Here is a 22,222-nt window from a genome sequence, read left to right as displayed (position 1 = left end):
AGTATGGGAGGTACAGTGCGTACTACAACCAGCTTTATAAAATCATGCAAATTAGTAAACACTTAGCTATGGCCATATACCTAGAAGAATAAGGAGGAAGCCCTCACGCACATGTTTTCAAAGCGATCTCAGATCAGGCAGCGACAATTACTTGTCACTTTCCTTCTTGTCCTCCTTTGGAGTCAATGGATTGGTACAAGTACTCAGGCCGAGAGCATCATCCCACATCATCAGAAAGTATCCACGGATTCCGATACGATTCAATTGCTCGTTAAATCATCTTCTCGAGCTAACTATCAAACAGAGGCGTCTTTTGTAGATAAAACCTTGCATCGAGCGTTGGAAGCCGGCATAGCTGGAAATCCTTATCTAGAACCACTGTTGCCGGACACCACACTCCGCTATGTCAAAAACGGTGAATCCGTACTGTTAGGCGTGACGCCAACTGCTGAGATTATCGATTTGGCTGGAAAGCAAATCATCCAGCTATCAAGCAAAGCGCAGGAGACGCTTCGCACACAAGTTCAAGCTCTCCGCGCTAAGCATTACGGCGAGCTGCTGACCTGGGAGGAAGCAAGTCTTGTGCTTCCCAAGTATAGTTCCTTTACCGTCCTCGATGTAGAGAGCGGCCTTAGCTTCGAAGGGCAGCGTCGCGCGGGCTCCCATCATGCGGATGTGCAGCCGCTCACCAAAACCGACTCCGCGACGCTCAAGAGCATTTATGGCGGCAAGTGGAGTTGGGACCGCAGAGCGGTCCTAGTGAAGCTCAATGGCCGCACGCTCGCCGCCTCCATGCACGGCATGCCGCATGGCGGTGATGGTATACCCGGAAATGACTTCAACGGTCATTTCTGTATTCACTTCCTCGGGAGCGTGACCCACGGCTCCCGCTCCATGGACCCGGCGCACCAAGTCATGGTGCACCGAGCGGCAGGCTTGCTGCTGGACTACGTCAGCAAGCTCTCGCCCTGGGCGCTGATCGACGTATGGATCAGCGCCGCACATCAAGGTGACCTGCAGCTGCTGCAGGTCACCACAGGGCAAGAACAGGCGATGCACGTGCGAAGCATGCGCCGCCTGTCCAAGTTCAAGGAGCAGGATGTGTCCCAGCTCCTTCAGCTCGATACCGCTGTCGACGTGACGATGACAGCCGCTAGAGCTAACGCGGTGTCGAGTCGCCGCGTGCTGTTTCATCTTGAACGTGCCTCACTGCAGAATCGGTGGTACATCCGCAGCGCGGATATCCAATAAATAAAGCCTGGCCACTTTGGATTCATCCAGAGCAGCCGGGCTTTATTTTTTATTTTACCGTGATTTTGCCTGTCATGAAATCCTTATGTGGTTCACAGAAATACGTATACACACCAGGGTTTGAAAGTGTAATACTTTCAGATTCCCCCGTACCGAGCAGTGATGTTTTGAAGCTGCCATCATCAGCGACAGCATTATGCTTAACCTTGTCTTTATTCGTAAATACAATCGTGGATCCCGCTTCAACCTTCAAATCACTATCGCTATACGCGAATCCTTCGATATTTATGTAGTAGGTTTTGCCAACTTTCTGTCCGGAATCTCCCGTAATTAAGTTCACAGATCTGGTTGCAGGATCATATTGCACCACGACTCCGAATACTTCAGCCAGAAACCGAGAATGAACAAAAGTAGAACTGTTAATTAACTGCGCTGGACCAACCATCGTCACTTTTGATCCATCTACTTCAGCTTCAGGAGATCCAATCATGAGTTTGACGGTTTTGGCACCTTTTTTCACGGTAACCATTTGGCTACTCGCATCATAACCGACTTCCCCACCAATTCCTTCTGCAAAAGCACGATATGGGACAAACAAAGAATTATCAATCAAGTATGATTCATCTAGTGCCATTGCTTTACCATCCAGTGTGATCTTCATATCCGATTTCGTTGGTTGTTCATAGGCCACTGTTCCCATCGGCATGACCATCCCATGATCCTGTGCAGTAGCGGGAACAATTCCGGTTAGAAGCAAACCCAAACTGACCACTAATGCACCTATACTTTTTTTCATAACCAAAATCCTCCTTCAGTCTAGTTCTTCTACTCATAGAGTATACGTACCGAAAGAGGATTCGGTTTACTTTACTTCTCAATTATTGCAAAGGTTGACCCGATGCCTTACGCAATTCATTCGCAAGACGATGGAACTCTTCTTGTGCTGGTACCGAGGATGTTGCCATATAGCCAGCAGACAAAAATGGAATAATCGCATTAGCATCATTCACACTTAGCGGATAGCTAGGCGGTTCTGGCAGAACAAGTGTATTCCACCACCCTTCATTCCCATAAGATTCATCATGATCAATCGCAATACTATTCACAACCACATCATTTAAATATTGATAAATCTGAATGAACGTCGATTTCTTCCCTGCGCTCCACGCATAGGTTTGCCAGAAATGGGAGCAAGCACCTGCAGCTTTCACAGCCTCCATCACAGCGTAAGAGCCGTACACCCCTGTTGTAAACGCTGGAGTAGCCTCACTGGCAGCTTTAATATAAGCTATGACCGTTGGCATTTGAGCAGCTGAAACATCAAAATCAACAGCAAAATAAATACAGCTGCCTTCCGGCTGACCTACTCTCGCTGCAACTTGTAAGGCCGTGGCCCCGTCAGCCAAGCCGGCATTCCTTCCGCCAAGCGCACGACTCGCTGTTGTCTCAAACACAGAAACCAGCTGTAAGCCAGCACCACTAATTGCGTCTGCCTCTGATTTCGTTAATGACTTTGCACCACTTGGCACCAAATATCTGGCGACAAATGTATATCCTTGTCCGACGAAAGCAGCCGCTTTTTGTGCCGTTAGCGGTGTTGAACAATCAAACCCTTTCGTCACTTGCAATCACCTACTTTCCATTTAGTAGTCATAGTTTATGCAAATAGAGTACCATCCGACACCAACGGGCAACTAGAGGCTTGTTTTCGGGCACGTAAAAAGGCTTCTCTCCGGAGAGAAAAGCCCTTTCCTTAAGCTTCTTTCGTACCAAAGCGGATCGCATTCCGTTCTTTCGCTCGCTGCGCTTCGACCTCACGATTGCGGGGCTCAGCATGAGTTACCAAGGAATCCAATAGCTTTTGAGCGGCCACAGCAACATCTTGAACAGCCTGCTGGAATGCAGCTTCATTCGCTTTGGAAGGCTCCGTAAACCCAGAGATCTTGCGAACAAACTGCAGGGACGCCGCTCGAACTTCATCTTCCGTCACTGTCGGTTCATAGTTGAAAAGCGGTTTTATATTTCGGCACATAGTGTACTCCTTCGGACTTTTTATCCAATATAATAGATGTAAGGTGTTTTTACAAGATTGCGCACATTACCAATTCGTTGATTTTCCAAAAGTATTAATCATAAGAATTATATGGAAATCGTGACCCCTCAGGTTTATGATAGAAGAGTAGTAGAATGATAATAACTAGATACGGGTGAGGTAAATTGTTTATATTTGACTACATTGTTAATCTCTCCATTTTTTCACTCTTTGTTAGTACACCTTTAGTAATCCGATCGTACATTAACCAACAACCGCTTAAGAAATTGCACCTTTGGGTGGGTATTTACGGCGGGCTTGTTTCAATTCTCCTCGTCTTTTTATCTGTTAAACAGCAAGGATTTTCTTACGACATCCGATATGCCCCTGTCATTCTAGTTTTTGCCTATCTAGGTCCGGTGGCCGGATTGATTACTGGTTTTTTCTCCTTACTTGCAAGGCTATATTCAGGTGGGAATTGGCCGCCAGCTATAGTGGGCTGGGCATTAATCATGATTGTATTCTCTGTCTTACAGGCGTATATCTCCTATCTCAAACCACTAAAAAGAAGCCTTGCCCTATTTGGTGCCTACATTTCACTCTATGTGGTCACCGTATTTTCTTTTCATATTTTATTAGATAAGCCACTTTTTCACCTGCAGTATATATTGTTTGTGATGTTAGGTGTCATCTTGGGGGGCTTGCTCATTGAATCCAATGAGAGACTGCGTAGAACCATCACAGAAAAAAAGCACATCGAGAAGACACTTGAAGCAAGTGAGTCCAAATATCGGCTAATCGCTGAGAATACCTCTGACCTGATCATGGTTATGGATAAAGATCATTCGCTCAGTTACTTTTCTCCTTCCAATGAGGTCGTACTGGGGTATCAAGGCTCCCAATTGGAAGCAACTGAATTATGTAAGTTCGTTCATCCAGATGATTTGGACATGTTTAGATCTACCATAAATAGAATGTTTGAGAATATGGAATCGCACGCCTTGGAATTTCGGTTAAAACACAAAGAAGGCCGTTGGATCGAATTTGAATCCCACTGTATGCCGGTTAAGGGAGATGGAGGTACTATTGATCATATCGTTATTATCAGTCGAGATATCTCCGAACGCAAAAAAGCAGAAGAATTCCTTTTGCAGTCAGAGAAGCTCTCCATTGTCGGGGAGATGGCGGCAGGCGTGGCACATGAAATTCGCAATCCCCTCACAACCATCAAAGGATTTCTTCAGATTTACAAAAGGGAGAATCCATCGATCAAGTATAATGATCTGCTCCTAAGTGAGCTGGAACGTATTGAGACCATTACGAGCGAACTTCTTTCTTTGGCCAAACCCCAAGCTGTTCAACTTATCCATACGGATATTAAAGATTTGATTGTTTATACCGTAGAGTTTCTCTCACCACAGGCACTTTTGCGTAATATTGAATTTAAACTGTTTTGCGTGGAGCCAACTTTACCAATCACCTGTGAAAAAAATCAATTAAAGCAGGTCTTTCTCAATATTTTGAAGAACGCCATAGAGTCCATGCCTAATGGCGGGGAGATTCATATTAGCTTACACAAAGAAACGGAAAATGAGTGTATCGTTTTAGTAAAAGATCAAGGTTGCGGGATACCCGAGGAGCTGCTACCTCGTTTGGGTCAGCCTTTTTATACCTTGAAAGAAAAGGGCACAGGGCTCGGTCTCATGATCAGTCACAAGATTATTAAACAACACCATGGCAGTATTACATATCGAAGTAAGGTAAATGAAGGAACCTCGATTGAGATTAGGTTACCGTTGACAAGCTGAGGATTTGGCTCAATTATTGAACCCAAATAAAGCCCGAGGGAGAACATCCCTGGGCTTATACTTCTTTACACCTTAAACCATAAATCTATACCCGGATCCCCAAACCGTACCAATGTACTGGGGCTTAGATGGGATTTCCTCGATTTTCTCTCTGATTCTGGCAATATGAACCGTCACTGTAGACGCGTCGCTCATCGCATCCATCCCCCAGATCCGCTCAAAAAGCTCTTCCTTGCCGAATACGCGATTAGGATGCTGTAAAAGGAACAGAAGCAAGTCAAATTCCTTTTGAGCTAGGACAACTTCATTTCCGTTCATAAACACTCTTCTTGCATCCTTTTGAATCTCAAGGCCCCTAATTTGAATCGTGCTTCCTTCATTGCCCTTCCCAAACCGTTCTTTCATCCGCTCGAACTTTTTCAGATGGGCACCAACCCGTGCTACCAGCTCACCCGAGCTGAAAGGCTTAGTTATATAATCGTCCGCACCGAGGCCTAAACCATTTATTTTATAAATTTCCTCTGCTCTCGCTGATACCAAAAGCACTGGAATATCATCCTGTTCACGTACCGTTCTCAACACTTCAAACCCATCCATATCCGGCAGCATGATATCTAAGATCACAAGTTGAAATCCGTCCTCTTTCAGCGCTCTCAAACCCTCTATGCCGCTGTTCACGATTTTAACCGAGTATCCGCTCAACTCCAGATAATCCTTCTGCAGATTGGCAATACTTTGGTCATCTTCAACAATCAAAATTCTACTCATCATAACCTCCAGACATGTTAGAACTTCTTAAGAGATATCATGATCCCAGTTCCCTCACCTACAACGCTTTTAGCCCATATTTTCCCTTCGTGCCCTTCAATGATTTGCTTAGCGATAGCAAGACCTAATCCACTGCCGCTCTTTCTTGAAGGGTCTACCTGATAAAATCGTTCAAATATAAAGGGAAGCTTGTCCTCAGGTATTCCTTGTCCATTGTCTTTAATTTCAATTATAGCAGATGTTCTAGTTTCTCTTAGGATAATCTCAATCTTTCCAGATGCCTTGTCTGCATGCGTGATCGCATTTTCAAGCGTATTTTGCACGACTCTCTTTAATCTTTCACGATCAATTAATACTTTGACAGGCTCCATTAATTCATTGATTAATGCTATCGATACATTTGCTTTTTCACACTCATATTTATGATCCGTGACGCAATCCTCGAAATAACTCGCCAAATCACTCTTTTCAAAATGGTAAGGCAGCTGGTTCAAATCGAGTTTAGAATATAAGAGAAGATCATCAATCATCGCATTTACCAAAATAGCCTTGGATCGGGCAGTTTCCAGATACTCTTCCATTTTCTCAGGCGTCTTCGCTACCCCATCGATAATTCCTTCGATATAACCTTTTATAGAAGTCACAGGTGTCTTTAAGTCATGCGAAATACTTGAAACTAAAAACTTCCTGTTATCATCATATTTTTGCTGCAAATAGACAGACTCCTTCAACTTGATCCGCATCAATTCCAAGGTTCTGCCTAATTCTTGAATTTCGCCTTCGCCTTCCTCGGAAATCTCGCCGCTTAGATCACCTTCCCTAATTTTTACCGCGGCATCCTTTAATCGGGAGATCGGTCTGATAATGCTGCGTGAGAACTTATATGAAATCCAAGTATTCATTAGCAAAAAAACAACCGTGAAAAAACTGAACGTAAAAATGCCAAGTATCACATATAAGCTTGTTTTTACCTTAATTGGCGCAAGCAACAACAGAATTCCCGTATCACCAGACGAAAGTTTGTAATCCGCCCGGTTAAACATATATGTTTTGCTATCAAGCTCTATCTCATCGGAATTAGACCTTTCACCGGACAGCATTAGGATCTTCTCGATATCCATCTTATTGAAATTTTGAGAAGCGTACATTACCTCTCTATTGACTAAAATGATCGCACTTGCATTCAAAACGTTCACGCGATCTGAGAGCTCTTGTTGATATTTCTTATCCAACAGCTGCTCGAACCCCAAGGTCTGCGCCCCTCTTTTGATCTCACTGATCGCTGCCCTGACCTCGAATGCATGTTGAAACTCCTTCACACCCGCTTCGCGGCCAAAAACTTTTGTATAAGTGGCAACAAAAATAGTGACAGCCAGGATCGTCAAACCAATGGAAAGCAGCACAGCCAACATATTCATCGTGAAAAATCGTTTCGTTAAGCGCATGTAGATTCCTTTCTATATATCCTTGCTGTCAAACAAGTAATAACCAGTAGTAAATAACATGATACCACAACCGGACATGATAAGAATCTGGCGGAAAATTTTAAAGACATTGATCGATTCAGAAATCCAAAGGTTATACCAGTCAAACATCGACGTAATAAAAAAACTCGAATAGGATGAGAACACAATACCGAGAAAATTAAAACCAATAAACACAAGAATGGAGAGGAAAAATACGGCTAGTCCTCCTTGTATTACATTGGCTAACAGCACGACGATCAGTGCAAACACGAATACTGGAAAAAATGTTAAGCCATATGACAGAACGACCTTTACGATTCCAATCAGGCTGGCAGATGACGGGTTAAATATAAAACCAGCGAGTAGGGAAAGCAGCATGACAAACAAAAGATTTCCCGCAATAAATAGAGCTAAATTCAAAACCTTCGCACTAAAAACACTGAATCTGGACACCGGTCTTAACAGAGTTATTTTCATCGTATTCGATGACGATTCCCCGTTAAACATATCAATCGCGACAAAGATAGCAAATAACGGTAAAAGCGTATAAGTAATAAACGAAAGAACCGCAATGGGAAATTCAACACTCCCTACAATTCTTAATCCAAGGCCATGCTTTATCGTAGTTACGGCAATTTGACCGATCATGACGGCAAGAATGGACAAAATCGCGGCTGCCATCATTTTTTTCTTTTTCAGCAACTTCACGGCTTCATTAATAAATGCAGCTTTAAACCCTGCCATTCCTGTCCACCTCACTAACAAAATAATTCTCAAGCGACGAATAATACGACAGGATATGTTGGGTATATTCTACGTTGACCAACTTACCTCCGTAAATAATCCCGATTCTTGTGCATGTTAATTCCACATCGTGAATCAAGTGACTGGAAATAAAAAAAGTCGTACCTTCCTGAGATAGTTGCTTGATCAACTTCCTCATCTCCAGCATTCCCTCTACATCCAGGCCGTTAAGAGGCTCGTCCAAAATTAACAATTTCGGTCTCGATAGAATTGCTGCCGCTATTCCTAGTCGTTGTTTCATTCCGAGCGAAAATTTTTGTGATTTTTCGTTTTTATATTTCAACATCCCCGTAATTTCAAGACATTCATCGATTCTTCGCTGATCAACTTCAGGGTAGAATCTCGCGAATAGTTTCAAATTTTCGTTTGCCGTCATATAGGGGTACGATTCTGCGGTTTCAATCAAACAGCCGACATGCTTCATCGCATTGACATAGTCCTCTGAAACACTGGAACCGAAAATTTTCACATCGCCGCGATCCGGTTTCATAAGCCCTGTTATCATCTTCATAGCAGTTGTCTTACCTGCACCATTTGGTCCTAGAAACCCGAAAATATCCCCTTGATCAACATCTAGGTTCAACTCGCTGATTCCCCGGCCATTCTTAAATGACTTGGTTAAGTCCTTGATCTCCATCGCCTTGACTGTCAATTCATCATCTCCCTAAAAATGCTCAGGAAGCCGCGATCCGCAGCCTCCTGAACAACATTTCTATTCAAACACGCGTCTAAATTCTCCATCATAGTATGGTTTCATACTAGATTTGTACGTGTTTTTATCCATAACACCTATATTCATTTCGAAGTAAATCTTACCAGCAGAATTCGGATGAATCATGCCATTCTTCTGCTCACCCTTCGCATCGGTGTAAGTGAACGTTGGAGCTGTCATCGGATTGTATTCAAAACTAAATGCATCCTTGCTAGGATACTCGCTCTCAAAACCAGGAGAAACGGTTTCTGAATACTTTCCTACCACTTTAACTCCATCTACATTTGTGATTTCTACCGTTCTCTCACCAATCTTCACGAATTTACCGTCTTTGTCCATAATGATATCATTTTTATAGGTACCTACATATTTACTGCTGAATCCGCCTGCATAATTAACCTTCTCAACATTTTTGCCTGATAGGTCAGGCATAACAATCTTCGTATTGCCAATCTCTGAAAGCTTGACAATCACATTTAAGTTTAAGTCATGCTGAACGCCATTTTTATCTTTTCCTGACAGTGTGATATCACCTGTCACATTTTCTAAATAACCTGCTTTATTTTCAACAGCCGTCCCTACAACCTTTTTCACAAAAATATCGCTCTCTATTTCAGGTAAATCCCGCTCACTGCCAAGCATCTGCTTGATTCCATAGGAAGTGACAGCATTCACAAGAGCAGGTACTTGTGTCTCGGACAAGCTTCCCGAATACTCTTTCCCGCCATCAGTACCTTCCTCAACTTGCACATAATCTTTCAGAGAGCCAACCACAGCATCAACGATTTTTTCAATCTCCGATGCTCCTTTTTCATCAAAAGGGTTTCTGAACTCAGCTTGATTTCCACGGTTCATATGAGCCGGATATTCCGATATGTAATATGTATTATCCATACCGTTTTTATTAATGGATTGCTTCTTATCGGAATACGAATAATTGGTGGTTGTTTCACCCTTGGCGTTTTTACTCGTCTCGGTGTCCTCAGATACCTGGTTGACCGTATCCAATTTCTTGAACGAGGAAGATTGAAGCAAGGTTTGATTATTATCCTTCAATGAATACAACGTCTCGACCGTGTAGTTTTTCATATCCTTTTCCATAAGTGTTGCCGTGTTTTTAACTGAATCTTTTAACCGGTCATATCCAGATCCAAGCAGCGCATCAGCGAAAGCGGTAGATACAAATAAACAAGCTCCAATCGTAAATGAAAGTACAGTAACTGATTTTTTGCTAAGTTTCATCTCTCTTCTCCTTTAAAAATAATTTGCGGGAAACGTTTCCTTACTAGTTATTTTATTATACGCTTATTGAATCCATCTAAATGGATTATTAACAAAGTATTAACTCTTTCCCGGGACTGCGAAAATCACAAAATTTAATTGTTAGGAGACTGATTACTGATGAATGATTTTATTAAACTGTCTAAAGCTGCTGTCTTTGGTGCTGCCAATGGCGTCATGTTCATGACTTTTTTTGGCGCGCTTTGGGCTTCCATTGGTATTGTTGGTTCCAATGAACTTGGAGCACCGTGGCCACTTGTTCTTTCAGCTATTGTGACAATCATCTTGCTGTTCGGGGCTATTTCGTTATTTAGTAAATCTCGCAGCATGAACGATGCTCGTACACCGGAAGAAAAGGTACATTGGAAACGGACAAATCGAAAATTTGGTATGATCTTTGGTCTAGAAGGACTTGCGATCTTCGTTGCAAGTATGATTTGTAATTCACTCGATCATTTTGAAGTCTTTTTCCCAATCATGGCGATCATTGTTGGTATTCACTTTATCCCTTTAGCTCAATTGTTTCGAGCAAAATTTTATTATGGTACGGGTGCAGTGCTCTGTATATTAGGCATCATATCTTTATTTTTACCACTCAACGCCACAATCGGCAATGTATCATTGATTCCGAGATCTATATTTATTGGCTTTGGCTCATCTTTAACGTTATGGGTGACAGGTTTGAGAATCTGGGTTGTTATACTTAGACAATTGAAACAATAATAAAAAAGTAGTATGCACAAACGAACACAAGCCCCTCATTTCCATCAACACTGATGAGAATGAGGGGCTTGTTATGTCCTTAAAATAAATAAAAACCCTTATCTACCAAGGGTTTCCGTGCTATGGGCCCAGAGGGACTCGAACCCCCGACCAATCGGTTATGAGCCGACCGCTCTAACCAACTGAGCTATAGGCCCTAATGAAATTTGGTTGCGGGGGCAGGATTTGAACCTGCGGCCTTCGGGTTATGAGCCCGACGAGCTACCGAGCTGCTCCACCCCGCGTCATGAGTACCGCTCAACAGCGACAAAAATAAATATACACTAACGGCGCAGGCTTAGTCAAGCGTTAATTTATACATATTCAGCTAATCTACGTGTTATACCTGACGCCAAAGCGCCCTTTTTTCGATTTATAAACCTCAACTTCCTGCGGGCACTCATACCCATAGATCCACCAATCTTCTTCCATTCGTTTCGCTAAACAGCCTGCTTGAAACTTGGAATCGTATAATTTCGCCCAATAGATCCAGTTCATCATTATCACTCCAATATAGTCTGATCGTTACCTCTAGCTTATCCATAATTAGGTTCACTTATTAGCAACATTCGTTCATCCTTAACCGACTAATCGAAAGAACAAATCTTTTTTGACCATATGACAAATAAAATGTGACGGTTTACAGGAATAGCAGGAATTTCCCTGTTTTTGGGGAAGTTAAGTGATGTAGACTATTTGGCAGCAGAAAAAAGGAGAATACAACCATGATTGAAACAATCAAAAGCTATCTACAAACGCACAGGGATGAACACATAGAGGAACTCTTGGCGTTTTTGCGAATTCCAAGCATTAGTGCCGTAGCCCAGCACCAACCGGATATGATCAGATGCGCTGAATGGACCGCTCAGTCTTTGAAACAGGCCGGACTCGAAAATATTGAAATTATGCCAACGAAAGGTCACCCCGTGGTTTACGCAGACTGGTTACATGCGCCAGGCAAACCGACGGTTCTGATATATGGTCATTATGATGTGCAGCCCGCTGAGCCATTAGAGCTGTGGGAAACGCCTCCTTTTGAGCCGATTATTCGTGATAACAAGCTGTTCGGTCGTGGCAGTACGGATGACAAGGGCCAGTTATTGCTGTATGTAAAAGTTGTTGAAGCCTTCCTCCAAACACACGGGTCACTTCCCGTTAATGTGAAATTCTGCATCGAAGGTGAAGAAGAAATTGCGAGTAAAAACCTCCCTGCTTTTGTTGAAGCTCATGCAGCTAAATTGCAGGCCGATTCCATCGTACTATCTGACACGCAAATGCACGGTCCTGGCAAGCCAGCACTTATGTATGGACTTCGTGGCTTAGCTGGATTCGAAATCACCATCGATGGCGCTAATAGTGATCTCCATTCGGGACTTTTCGGCGGTGCGGTGCAGAACCCGATTCACGCGTTGTCCAAGCTGCTAAGCTCCTTTCATGATGAAGAGGGTCGCGTAGCGGTAAAAGGCTTTTATGACCGTGTCATTGCCCTTTCGGACAAAGAGCGAGAAGCGTTTAAAAAGGTTGAACCCGACGAGAACAAAGTTCGCACGAATTTGAACGTTACGGATCTATACGGAGAGAAAGGCTTCTCCTTCTATGAGCAAACGACTTCCCGACCTACACTCGAAATCACATCAGTAAGCGGCGGCTTTCAAGGCGAGGGGATCAAACCGATCATTCCGAATCGTGCTATAGCGAAAATTGCCTGTCGCCTAGTCGCTGCACAGATCCCTGAGGAAATCATGGATTTGGTCGAAGCCCATATTCATGCACAGTCACTTCCAGGCGTGTCCATTGCGTTGGACCGACAATTGCGAGGCAATCCTTTTATCACGCCGATTGATGAGCCTGTTATGGTTGCGGCAGCGGAAGCTTACGAGGAAACGTTCGGTGAATGGCCGGTATACACGCGCAGCGGTGGGTCTATTCCGATTGTTGAAGTATTAGGTCGTGTGTTGGATGCACCTGTGGTGCTAATGGGCTTTGGATTACCAGGGGAGAACCTTCACGCACCGAATGAGCATTTCCATTTGATGAATTGGGATAATGGTACAGAGACCATCAGCCGATATTGGTTGAAGCTTGCTGCGCTATCTGAGCGTAAAACAGAATCTAACTAACCTAGAGCAAAAGGAGTTATTTCTATGGGGAAGCACTTACATATCCGCGACGCGCAATTGGCAGATTTGGCTGAAATCGTACGCATCTACAACTCAACAATCGCAGGACGCATGGTTACTGCTGATACGGAACCCGTCACAACTGAATCACGTGAGCGCTGGTTTCATGAACATTCGGCCGATTTCCGCCCACTATGGGTACTTGAGAATGAGAGCGGCATCTGTGGTTGGCTAAGCTTCCAGTCCTTCTACGGGCGGCCTGCCTATAACGCAACTGCCGAAGTCAGTATTTACGTGGATGAAGCTTATCGCGGTCAAGGCATTGGACGCTACTTGATGGAACAAGCTATTGCCGCTAGTCCAGGGCTTGGTCTGAAGTCGTTGTTAGGCTTTATTTTCGGCCACAACGAGCCGAGTCTGCAGCTATTCCGCAAATTTGGCTTCACCAATTGGGCGCATCTGCCTGGCGTAGCCGAGTTGGACGGCGTTGAGCGTGATTTGATTATTTTGGGCAAACGCGTAAGCTAATTGTTGACTGCAGCTAACGGACTCAGATGATCTGATAGCTGAAAAAAAAGACCTGCATAATCGTCTAACGGACACAGAGACCGCTATTGGCTCAAAAAGAGGAGATTCGATTCCCCTAATGAGGCAATAGTGACTCTAGTGTCCGTTAGATTTCTACATAGACGATTACAGCCAGTATAGTGACGCGTATGTCCGTTAGACGTTAATCGTAAACTATCCTGTAATCACAGCCTCAACCTCGATCTCAATCAGCAATTGCGGGTCAATCAGCGCCTTTACCTCAACCATCGTCGCCACAGGCTGCACATCTCGGAAATACTCCCCATGCGCCCGACCAAACTCTTCCCACAATGAAATATCAGTCACATACATGCGGGTTCGAATTACATCACCTATCTGAGAACCAAGTTCTTGAAGCGCCTGCTCAATCGTTTGAAGAATGAATCGAGCTTGTTCGTAGGCATCGCCTACTCCAACAACCTCGCCATCCTTCATCGCCGTCGTTCCCGCTACCTCGATGCAATCACCGACACGAATGGCTCGGCAATAACCGACCACCGGCTCCCAAGGTGAGCCTGTAAACACTCTCGTTCGATTCATTACACGCGACAACTCCTTTTATAAATAAGCTGCTAATTTCGCTTGTAAGCCTTCCGTCACTGGTAGAAGCGGCAAACGCAATGCACCAGAAGCAATGACGCCTTGTTGATGAAGCAGCCATTTGATCGGAGCTGGATTCGGCTCTTCAAAAAGCAAACGAACAAGCGGTAACAGCTCCTCAAATTCTTCACGGCTTTGCTGATAAGCCCCATCAAAGTAACTCCGGATAAACGCTACAAAACGCTCCGTCTCCACATTCGCTGAAGCACTCATCACACCTTTGGCCCCTGCCTGCAACGCTGCATACAGCAACGTGTCTTCACCGCAGAGAACAGGTTTTGAGCCAAGTCGCGTCAACTCCGTCACCAGCCTCGTGTTCGGAGTGCTGTCTTTCATGCCAATGATACCGTCGATGTCGAGAATCGTACGCACCGTATCGAGCGTAAGCGTCATGCCTGTACGATGCGGGACATCATACAATATCACGGGTACCCCGACTCGCGCTACACGGCGGAAATGTTCGATTATCCCTTGCTGGCTTGGCCGGTTGTAATATGGAACTACAACAAGCGCAGCCTCTGCTCCCAGCTCTCCTGCTTGCTCAGTTTTCCTAACCGTCGATAAGGTATCATTAGTCCCTGTTCCTACAATCAACGGAACCTGAACATGCGCTGCGTCTCGAGCGGCTTGTGCTGCAGCGAATAAGACCCCTAGCTCGTCTTTCGTAATGGTTGGCGATTCCCCTGTTGTCCCATTGACAACCAACCCATCTATTTCATCTTGAAACAAGTTATAAGCTTGATTATAAAAGGATGCTGCATCCACTTCAAATTCCTCATCAAAAGGGGTAATAATCGGTACATAAATCCCCTGTAGGTCTTGTTCTTTTAGCAAAATGACCATCTCCCTGCCTCGTTTGTTTGTACATTTACTTTAGCATGGAACTTATCATCACAGTTAGCTATAATAAATGATAGAACTCATCAAATAAATTGATATTAAAGCGAGGCTACATATGGATCTGACGTATTTCCGCACCTTTCGAGAAGTTGCCCGCAGGAAAAGCTTCACACGTGCCGCTGAGGAATTGGGCTATGCCCAATCAAGTATAACCATGCAGATTCAAAAGCTGGAACGTGAGTACGGTGTTCCCCTTTTCGAACGGTACGGGCGACAGTTACGTCTTACGCCACCTGGAGAAAGCTTGCTTGTATTAACGCAGCAAATGTTGGAGCTGTATGATCAATCCAAAGAAATGATCGCCCATCAAGTAAGCGGTACCTTGACAATCGGTACAATTAACTCCTTGGCAGCCTACTATTTACCCCCTTTTCTCCATGAATTAAAGCAACTATATCCTGGGCTTAATATCCAACTTTTCCCTGATAGTGAAACCTCCATCCTTAACAAGGTAAAAGAAGGTGATTATGATATTGGACTTCTATTGGATCAATATCCAGCAGATCCCACACTCGCATGTACACGTGTAAGAGAAGAACAACTTGTCTTCATAGCACCACTGAACCACCCATTAGCTCAGCAAAGCCATATTCAGCTCGCCGACTTAGGAAACACGGAATTCATCGTTACGGAGGAAGGCTGTATCTATCGCGGGAAGTTTGAAAGGCTGCTGAAGGACAATGCCGTCGCCTTACAAATCGGCTTCGAGTTGGGCAATGTAGAAACGATTAAACATTGTGTAATGAGCGGTTTAGGCATCGCTTTGCTGCCTCGTATTACAGTAGCTAGCGAAATCGCTCAAGGTAAACTCGTACAGCTCCCATTTACACATACACAGCTTTCTATAGACTTACAGCTGGTGCTTCATCCGAAAAAGTGGATGTCCCAACCGCTCCAAACTTTCATTCAATTGCTCACCAAGCAACAACCGGTGAATTGAAAAAAAAGAAGCTCACCTTTGTGAAAAGGTAGAGCTTCTTCTTATTTTAGACGCGAATATCAAGATTAGCACCCAAATGCGGCGCCGCTGGAGCGGTAACCTGCGCTTGGTTCTTCGCGAAATCTTGTATCAATGTAGTAGCTAAGCTTGCTTGCAGGATGAACCAAGTACTCTTTTAGTATAGAGGAATCCTACACATTTCGTCAATTATCGCCAATCTGAACTGGCAGCCAATTATACGCCGTATGCAGAAGGATTGACTCTCCATGAACGCAAGAGTTCCATATCCGCCTGTTGGATCTTCCCTTTTTCCAACGCAACCTCAAGCAAGGTCGAGTAGTTAGAAAGGGTGTGCAGTGGCATTTCTGCCGCCGCGAATGCATCTGTTGCTTTATCCAGCTGATAGGAGAAAATCGCTAGTACGCCTAGTGCTTCAGCTCCCGCATCTTTAACGGCTACTGCCGCTTTCAGCGAGCTTCCACCTGTGGAAATCAAGTCTTCGATGACGATGACTTTTTGACCTGGTTTCACAGAACCTTCAATCAGGTTCTCTTTGCCATGTCCTTTCGCTTTATCGCGAATGTAGATCATTGGAAGCCCTAGCTTCTGAGCAACCCAAGCTGCGTGAGGAATACCTGCCGTAGCTGTTCCTGCTACAACTTCAGTTTCAGGGAATTTCTCCTTGATCAATGCAACGAAGCCATCGGCAATCGCTTCACGGATCGCAGGGTGTGACATCGTCAAACGATTATCACAATAAATTGGTGATTTCAGTCCGGATGTCCATGTAAAAGGTTGCTGTGGTCGAAGAGCCACCGCTTCAATATCTAGTAACGACGCTGCAATATGCTGCGCGATTGTTTCGAGCTTACTCATACCTCACCGTTCCTTTCAAAGTTAAATCGAACAGCCCCAGATCCCAAATCTACACGATTGAATCGATAATCGCTTCAATCGCAGCTCTTGGGTCCGCTGCGCCTGTGATCGGACGCCCGATCACGACGTAGTCCGTCCCCTGCGCGAACGCCTCAGCCGGCGTCATGATGCGCGACTGGTCGCCCACGTCGGCCCCCGCCGGGCGGATGCCTGGCGTCACGGTGACGAAGCCGTCACCGCACGCCGCCTTAATCGCCGTCACCTCAAGCGGTGACGCGACGACCCCGTTAAGCCCCGCGGCTTGCGCCAAGCGGGCATACCGAATGACGGCCTGCTCGGTTGTACCGGCAAGGCCGATCTCGTCATTCATCACCTGCTGTGAGGTGCTGGTTAACTGCGTCACGCCGATCACGATCGGACGTGCTGCCCCAACAGCTAGCCCCTTGTCGATACCCTCCAAGGCGGCTTCCATCATGTGCTTACCTCCGGCTGCATGCACATTGAACACATCAACGCCTAGGCGCGTCACGCTCTCCGCGCCGCCCTTCACCGTGTTCGGAATGTCATGCATCTTCACGTCGAGGAACACCTTATAGCCGCGATCCTTCAGACTCGCGACAAAGGTAGGACCTGCAGCATAAAACAGCTGCATTCCTACCTTCACATAACAGGGAATGCCTTCGAGCTGCTTGAGCAGCCCTTCAGCACTTTCTGCATTCGCGTAATCTAAGGCGACCATAATGCGTCCGGTAACATCTACTCGTGTTAACGTACTCAAATGTGGCACCATCCTTTAGGCATGTATTGGCATTGCACGTGAGGAGAAGTTAATCGCTTCAAGCATATTCACTAGCGCTCTTACCGTATCCAAGGATGTCATACACACGACACCGTTCTCTACAGCTTCACGACGAATACGGAAGCCGTCTCGCTCAGGCGTTTTACCCTTAGTCAATGTGTTCACAACAAACTGTGCATCTCCGCTGCGGATCAGGTCAAGAATGTTTGGTGAACCTTCGCTAAGCTTATTCACAGTTGTAACTGGAAGACCTGCTTGGGCAATCGCTTCGGCAGTTCCGCCTGTTGCAATGATTTTGTAGCCAAGACGATAGAATCCTTTCAAGATTTCAATCGCTTCTTCTTTATCTTTATCCGCTACGGTTACCACGACGGAACCTGCAGCAGGAATCTTCATACCAGCACCGATGAGACCTTTGTATAGGGCTTTGGCAAAATTAACATCGCGACCCATTACCTCACCTGTGGACTTCATTTCAGGTCCGAGTGTTGTATCTACACGGCGCAGCTTCGCGAAGGAGAATACCGGTACTTTGACAGATACGTATTTATCTTCTGGCCATAGTCCGCCTTGGTAGCCCATATCAGCAAGGGATTGCCCCATGATCACGCGTGTTGCCACGTTCGCCATTGGAATGTTCGTCACTTTGCTTAGAAATGGAACCGTTCTGGAGGAACGCGGGTTAACCTCGATAACATACACTTGATCGTTAGAGATAACGAACTGGATGTTCACAAGACCAACAACGTTAAGTTCTAGACCAATTTTCGTCGTGATTTCGATAATTTGCTGCTTGATCTCATCGGAGATCGATTGTGGCGGATAGACGGCGATGGAGTCACCGGAGTGAACCCCTGCGCGTTCTACGTGTTCCATGATCCCTGGGATCAGAACCGTTTCTCTATCGCAAATGGCGTCAACCTCTACCTCTTTGCCCAGCATGTAACGGTCGATAAGGACCGGATGTTCTGGGTTAATTTTCACCGCATATTCCATGTAGCTCAAGAGCTCTTCATCGGAGTATACGATTTCCATAGCGCGTCCACCTAGTACGTAGGAAGGACGAACGATTACCGGATAGCCGAACTTCGCTGCTGTACCAACCGCTTGATCGACAGATGTTACTGTGCCGCCCGGAGGTTGTGCAACCGAAATTTTGCTAAGCAGAGCTTCGAATTTCTTACGATCTTCGGCTGTATCGATACTTTCTAGGTCTGAACCTAGGATGCGTACGCCAGCTTTGTGCAAAGGTGCAGCCAAGTTAATCGCTGTTTGTCCACCGAACTGAACAATAACTCCGATTGGTTGCTCACGCTCAATAACGTTCATTACGTCTTCGAAGAATAATGGCTCGAAGTACAAGCGATCCGACGTATTAAAGTCAGTTGATACAGTTTCAGGGTTGTTATTGATGATTACCGCTTCATAGCCAGCCGCTTGGATCGCCCATACCGCATGAACTGTGGAGTAATCGAACTCGATCCCTTGACCGATACGAATTGGACCCGATCCTAGAACGACAACTTTCTCTTTCGTTGTTTCCGTTACTTCATCTTCTTGCTCATATGTTGAGTAGTAATAAGGCGTTGAAGCTTCGAACTCCGCTGCACATGTATCTACCATTTTGTAAACAGGCTTGATGTTATTTTGCAAACGGAACGTTCTTACGTCTGCTTCTTTCGTGAAGGTCGAGCAGCCTGCCAATGTACGAATTTCCGCAACAGCACGGTCTGTGAAGCCTTTACGTTTGATTTCGAAAATAAGCTCAGTTGTCAAATCCTTAGCTGCAATTTCCTTTTCATACGCGATAAGTGCACTTAATTTGTTCAGGAACCACCAGTCAATTTTCGTCAAATTTTGCAGGTGTTCCACGGTGTAGCCTCTACGGAACGCTTCTGCTAGTAAGAACAGTCGCTCATCGTCTGGTTTTACCAAACGTAGTTCTAATGTTTCTTTATCTAGTAAATCCGTTTCTTTCAGGAACAAGCGGTGAACACCGATTTCAAGGGAGCGAATCGCTTTATGAATGGACTCTTCGAACGTACGGCCAATCGCCATAACTTCGCCAGTCGCTTTCATTTGTGTTCCTAGCTTACGGTTAGCTGCAGTAAATTTATCGAACGGCCAGCGAGGAATTTTGGAAACGATGTAATCAAGTGCTGGCTCGAAGCATGCATAGGTTTGACCCGTTACTGGGTTAACTAGCTCATCAAGTGTGTAGCCAATCGCAATTTTTGCTGCCATTTTCGCAATTGGATAGCCAGTTGCTTTGGAAGCAAGTGCTGAAGAGCGACTTACACGCGGGTTAACTTCGATTACATAATATTGGAAGCTATGTGGATCTAGTGCGTATTGAACGTTACATCCGCCTTCGATGTTCAGGGCACGAATGATTTTCAAAGATGCGGAACGCAGCATTTGATACTCACGGTCCGACAATGTTTGGCTAGGTGCTACAACGATGCTGTCGCCTGTATGTACGCCTACTGGATCAAAGTTCTCCATGTTACATACCACGATACAGTTGTCGTTCGCATCACGCATAACTTCGTACTCGACTTCTTTCATACCCGCGATACTGCGCTCTACGAGACACTGACCGATTGGGCTGTAACGAATTCCGGAAGCAACAATTTCCGTTAGCTCTTCCATCGTGTTACAAATACCGCCGCCTGTTCCACCAAGAGTGTAGGCAGGACGAATGATGATTGGGAAGCCAATTTCATTTGCAAAATCAACAGCTTGAGCCACAGTCGTCACGATAACGCTATCCGGTACTGGTTGCTCTAGTTCTCTCATCAAGTCTCTGAAAAGGTCACGATCTTCCGCTTTCTCAATCGCAGTAAGCTGTGTTCCTAGAAGCTTAACGTTCTCGCTCTCTAGAACGCCTGCACGAGCAAGTTCAACCGCCATGTTCAGACCCGTTTGTCCGCCTAGTGTTGGCAGCAACCCGTCTGGACGTTCTTGACGAATGATTTGTGTCACGAACTCAAGTGTAATTGGCTCGATGTATACTTTGTCAGCCATGTTCGTATCTGTCATGATCGTAGCTGGGTTGCTGTTGATCAGGATAACTTCCATGCCTTCTTCTTTCAATGCTTGGCAAGCTTGTGTACCGGCATAATCGAACTCCGCCGCTTGACCAATTACAATCGGACCGGAACCGATAACGAGAATCTTTTTGAGTGTATTATTTTTTGGCATATTGCAGTTCCTCCTTCACAGATGTCGATGCCGTGGAAGCATTCCACTGAGCAAGCATTTGCGCTTGGCGCGGCTGCTGTGGGTTATCTAGTTTGTGCTGACGAATCAGCGAGATGAAATCATCGAACAGGTAGCTGGAGTCAAAAGGTCCAGGTGCTGCCTCTGGGTGGTATTGCACGGAGAACGCTGGGTATTGCTTATGGCGTAAACCTTCGATCGTGCGATCGTTATTGTTAATGTGCGTCACTTCAAGGTTCGTTCCTTGGATGGAATCTTCCTTAACCGTGTAGCCATGGTTTTGTGATGTAATGTAGCAACGTCCGGAGACCAAGTCCTTAACCGGGTGGTTACCGCCGCGATGACCGAACTTCAATTTATCTGTATCAGCGCCGCAAGCAAGTGCGAACAATTGGTGACCCAAGCAAATTCCGAATAATGGAATGTCGCCAAGCAAGCCTTTGATCATTTCAACTGCGTGAGGAACATCCTTCGGATCCCCAGGGCCATTGGAAAGCAACACGCCATCTGGTGCAAGGCGGCGAATTTGTTCAGCAGTAGCATTATGAGGAACTACCACAACATCGCAATCACGCTTGCTAAGATCGCGGATGATTCCGCTTTTTGCACCGAAGTCGACTAGTACAACACGCTCTTTGTGTCCAGGAGCACCGAACACGCTTTTCGTAGAAACGCGGGAAACTTGATCCGTCATAAGCGGCGTATTTTTAAGAGTTGCCATCAATTCTTCAACGGATTTATTGGAAGTTGTAAGGATACTTTTCATTACGCCATAATGACGAAGTTTACGAGTCAACATGCGTGTGTCGATCCCGCTGATGCCCACGATGCCGTATTCTTTCAGAAGGCTGCCAAGTGTGTATTGCGCTCTCCAGTTACTTGGAATTTCTTCATGCTCACGCACAACGAAGCCATGGATAAAAGGACGTACGGACTCGAAATCATCACGAATCACGCCGTAGTTCCCGATCAATGGGTAAGTCATTGTAACGATTTGTCCACAGTATGAAGGGTCCGAAAGTACCTCTTGATAACCTGTAATCCCTGTATTGAATACAACCTCGCCGACGGATTCACCTTCACTACCGAACGATTTTCCTGTAAAAAGAGTGCCGTCTTCCAGCAACAATCTTGCCTGCATGTTCTTTCAACTCCTTCGCTATTGTCAGGCGGCTCTCACGAACCGCAGATGTCATGCTTACGATGTAACGCTTCACGGACTTGCATAAAAATAAATCTTCTTGTATAAATATACACGATTTTTCATTCATCGTATAGATGCTTATCGTGATT

Annotated in this window: 21 protein-coding genes and 2 tRNA genes; 6 read left to right on the top strand and 17 right to left on the bottom strand. The window is 45.3% G+C overall.

Translation table 11 applies throughout. The features are described 5' to 3' along the window. Positions 1-111: 111 nt before the first annotated feature. Positions 112-1,251 carry a hypothetical protein gene (locus AC58QO_RS03960; RefSeq protein ID WP_497263986.1) on the top strand — a complete coding sequence of 380 codons (1,140 nt, stop codon included), beginning with the start codon at positions 112-114 and terminating at the stop codon, positions 1,249-1,251. Positions 1,252-1,300: 49 nt separating this feature from the next. Here the strand turns inward: AC58QO_RS03960 and AC58QO_RS03955 are convergent, their stop codons facing one another. The 3 genes from AC58QO_RS03955 to AC58QO_RS03945 all read right to left on the bottom strand — a co-directional run bounded on the left by AC58QO_RS03955 (position 1,301) and on the right by AC58QO_RS03945 (position 3,283). Then, entirely contained in the window at positions 1,301-2,047 is a 747-nt protein-coding gene (locus tag AC58QO_RS03955) for a stalk domain-containing protein (RefSeq protein ID WP_497263985.1), read from the bottom strand. A gap of 82 nt (positions 2,048-2,129) precedes the next feature. Continuing rightward, the gene (locus AC58QO_RS03950) at positions 2,130-2,873 is read right to left on the bottom strand and encodes a DUF1906 domain-containing protein (RefSeq protein ID WP_497263984.1); all 744 of its coding nucleotides are present in this window, start codon (positions 2,871-2,873) and stop codon (positions 2,130-2,132) included. A gap of 131 nt (positions 2,874-3,004) precedes the next feature. Then, on the bottom strand, positions 3,005-3,283 hold the full coding sequence (locus AC58QO_RS03945; protein WP_497263983.1) for a DUF2277 domain-containing protein: 279 nt from the start codon (positions 3,281-3,283) through the stop codon (positions 3,005-3,007). A 185-nt stretch (positions 3,284-3,468) separates the two neighbouring features. Between AC58QO_RS03945 and AC58QO_RS03940 the strand changes: the two genes are divergently transcribed. Next, entirely contained in the window at positions 3,469-5,091 is a 1,623-nt protein-coding gene (locus AC58QO_RS03940) for an ATP-binding protein (protein WP_497263982.1), read from the top strand. Positions 5,092-5,163: 72 nt separating this feature from the next. Here AC58QO_RS03940 and AC58QO_RS03935 read toward each other — a convergent pair whose 3' ends face one another. Genes AC58QO_RS03935 through AC58QO_RS03915 form a run of 5 tightly spaced genes read right to left on the bottom strand, consistent with a single transcriptional unit; the run spans position 5,164 to position 10,083 of the window. After that, positions 5,164-5,859, bottom strand: a complete 696-nt coding sequence (locus AC58QO_RS03935) for a response regulator transcription factor (protein ID WP_497263981.1) — start codon at positions 5,857-5,859, stop codon at positions 5,164-5,166. 17 nt (positions 5,860-5,876) lie between these two features. Next, entirely contained in the window at positions 5,877-7,304 is a 1,428-nt protein-coding gene (locus tag AC58QO_RS03930) for a sensor histidine kinase (protein WP_497263980.1), read from the bottom strand. Positions 7,305-7,316: 12 nt separating this feature from the next. Beyond that, entirely contained in the window at positions 7,317-8,069 is a 753-nt protein-coding gene (locus AC58QO_RS03925) for an ABC transporter permease (protein ID WP_497263979.1), read from the bottom strand. Next, a complete protein-coding gene (locus tag AC58QO_RS03920) occupies positions 8,056-8,781 on the bottom strand; it encodes an ABC transporter ATP-binding protein (protein WP_497263978.1) in 726 nt (241 codons plus the stop codon). The genes AC58QO_RS03925 and AC58QO_RS03920 overlap by 14 nt, the downstream gene beginning before the upstream one ends. A 60-nt stretch (positions 8,782-8,841) precedes the next feature. Then, the gene (locus AC58QO_RS03915; protein WP_497263977.1) at positions 8,842-10,083 is read right to left on the bottom strand and encodes a hypothetical protein; all 1,242 of its coding nucleotides are present in this window, start codon (positions 10,081-10,083) and stop codon (positions 8,842-8,844) included. A 159-nt stretch (positions 10,084-10,242) separates the two neighbouring features. Here AC58QO_RS03915 and AC58QO_RS03910 point away from each other — a divergent pair, with 159 nt between their 5' ends. Then, positions 10,243-10,845 (top strand): hypothetical protein, encoded by a 603-nt coding sequence (locus AC58QO_RS03910; protein ID WP_497263976.1) that lies wholly within the window; start codon positions 10,243-10,245, stop codon positions 10,843-10,845. Positions 10,846-10,968: 123 nt separating this feature from the next. Here the strand turns inward: AC58QO_RS03910 and AC58QO_RS03905 are convergent. The 3 genes from AC58QO_RS03905 to AC58QO_RS03895 all read right to left on the bottom strand — a co-directional run bounded on the left by AC58QO_RS03905 (position 10,969) and on the right by AC58QO_RS03895 (position 11,385). Continuing rightward, positions 10,969-11,042: transfer RNA gene (locus tag AC58QO_RS03905), tRNA-Ile, on the bottom strand. Positions 11,043-11,052: 10 nt separating this feature from the next. After that, positions 11,053-11,129 (bottom strand) — tRNA-Met (locus AC58QO_RS03900). 88 nt (positions 11,130-11,217) lie between these two features. Further along, positions 11,218-11,385 (bottom strand): hypothetical protein, encoded by a 168-nt coding sequence (locus AC58QO_RS03895; RefSeq protein ID WP_497264404.1) that lies wholly within the window; start codon positions 11,383-11,385, stop codon positions 11,218-11,220. A 224-nt stretch (positions 11,386-11,609) separates the two neighbouring features. Here AC58QO_RS03895 and AC58QO_RS03890 point away from each other — a divergent pair, with 224 nt between their 5' ends. Both AC58QO_RS03890 and AC58QO_RS03885 read left to right on the top strand, forming a co-directional pair. Next, complete coding sequence (locus AC58QO_RS03890; protein WP_497263975.1) at positions 11,610-13,004, top strand: dipeptidase; 1,395 nt, start codon at positions 11,610-11,612, stop codon at positions 13,002-13,004. A 24-nt stretch (positions 13,005-13,028) separates the two neighbouring features. Further along, a complete protein-coding gene (locus AC58QO_RS03885; protein WP_497263974.1) occupies positions 13,029-13,532 on the top strand; it encodes a GNAT family N-acetyltransferase in 504 nt (167 codons plus the stop codon). 213 nt (positions 13,533-13,745) lie between these two features. Here AC58QO_RS03885 and AC58QO_RS03880 read toward each other — a convergent pair whose 3' ends face one another. Together AC58QO_RS03880 and dapA are read right to left on the bottom strand one after the other, a co-directional pair. After that, positions 13,746-14,132, bottom strand: coding sequence for a RidA family protein (locus AC58QO_RS03880; protein ID WP_497263973.1), 387 nt, complete (start codon positions 14,130-14,132; stop codon positions 13,746-13,748). 18 nt (positions 14,133-14,150) lie between these two features. After that, positions 14,151-15,035 carry a 4-hydroxy-tetrahydrodipicolinate synthase gene (gene dapA, locus AC58QO_RS03875; RefSeq protein ID WP_497263972.1) on the bottom strand — a complete coding sequence of 295 codons (885 nt, stop codon included), beginning with the start codon at positions 15,033-15,035 and terminating at the stop codon, positions 14,151-14,153. 112 nt (positions 15,036-15,147) lie between these two features. Here dapA and AC58QO_RS03870 point away from each other — a divergent pair, with 112 nt between their 5' ends. Continuing rightward, positions 15,148-16,032 (top strand): LysR family transcriptional regulator, encoded by an 885-nt coding sequence (locus tag AC58QO_RS03870; protein WP_497263971.1) that lies wholly within the window; start codon positions 15,148-15,150, stop codon positions 16,030-16,032. Positions 16,033-16,266: 234 nt separating this feature from the next. Here AC58QO_RS03870 and pyrE read toward each other — a convergent pair whose 3' ends face one another. Genes pyrE through carA form a run of 4 tightly spaced genes read right to left on the bottom strand, consistent with a single transcriptional unit; the run spans position 16,267 to position 22,070 of the window. After that, positions 16,267-16,908: an orotate phosphoribosyltransferase gene (gene pyrE, locus AC58QO_RS03865; protein ID WP_497263970.1), complete on the bottom strand. Its 642-nt coding sequence runs from the start codon at positions 16,906-16,908 to the stop codon at positions 16,267-16,269. A 49-nt stretch (positions 16,909-16,957) separates the two neighbouring features. After that, positions 16,958-17,647, bottom strand: a complete 690-nt coding sequence (pyrF, locus tag AC58QO_RS03860) for an orotidine-5'-phosphate decarboxylase (protein ID WP_497264386.1) — start codon at positions 17,645-17,647, stop codon at positions 16,958-16,960. Positions 17,648-17,701: 54 nt separating this feature from the next. Beyond that, positions 17,702-20,911, bottom strand: a complete 3,210-nt coding sequence (gene carB / locus AC58QO_RS03855; RefSeq protein WP_497263969.1) for a carbamoyl-phosphate synthase large subunit — start codon at positions 20,909-20,911, stop codon at positions 17,702-17,704. Next, on the bottom strand, positions 20,898-22,070 hold the full coding sequence (carA, locus tag AC58QO_RS03850) for a glutamine-hydrolyzing carbamoyl-phosphate synthase small subunit (protein WP_497263968.1): 1,173 nt from the start codon (positions 22,068-22,070) through the stop codon (positions 20,898-20,900). The genes carB and carA overlap by 14 nt, the downstream gene beginning before the upstream one ends. Between the last annotated feature and the right edge of the window lie 152 nt (positions 22,071-22,222).

The organism is Paenibacillus sp. J31R30, from assembly GCF_059692115.1.
Note: the sequence above shows the minus strand (reverse complement) of the source record. Positions and strands in the feature narration are given on the sequence as shown.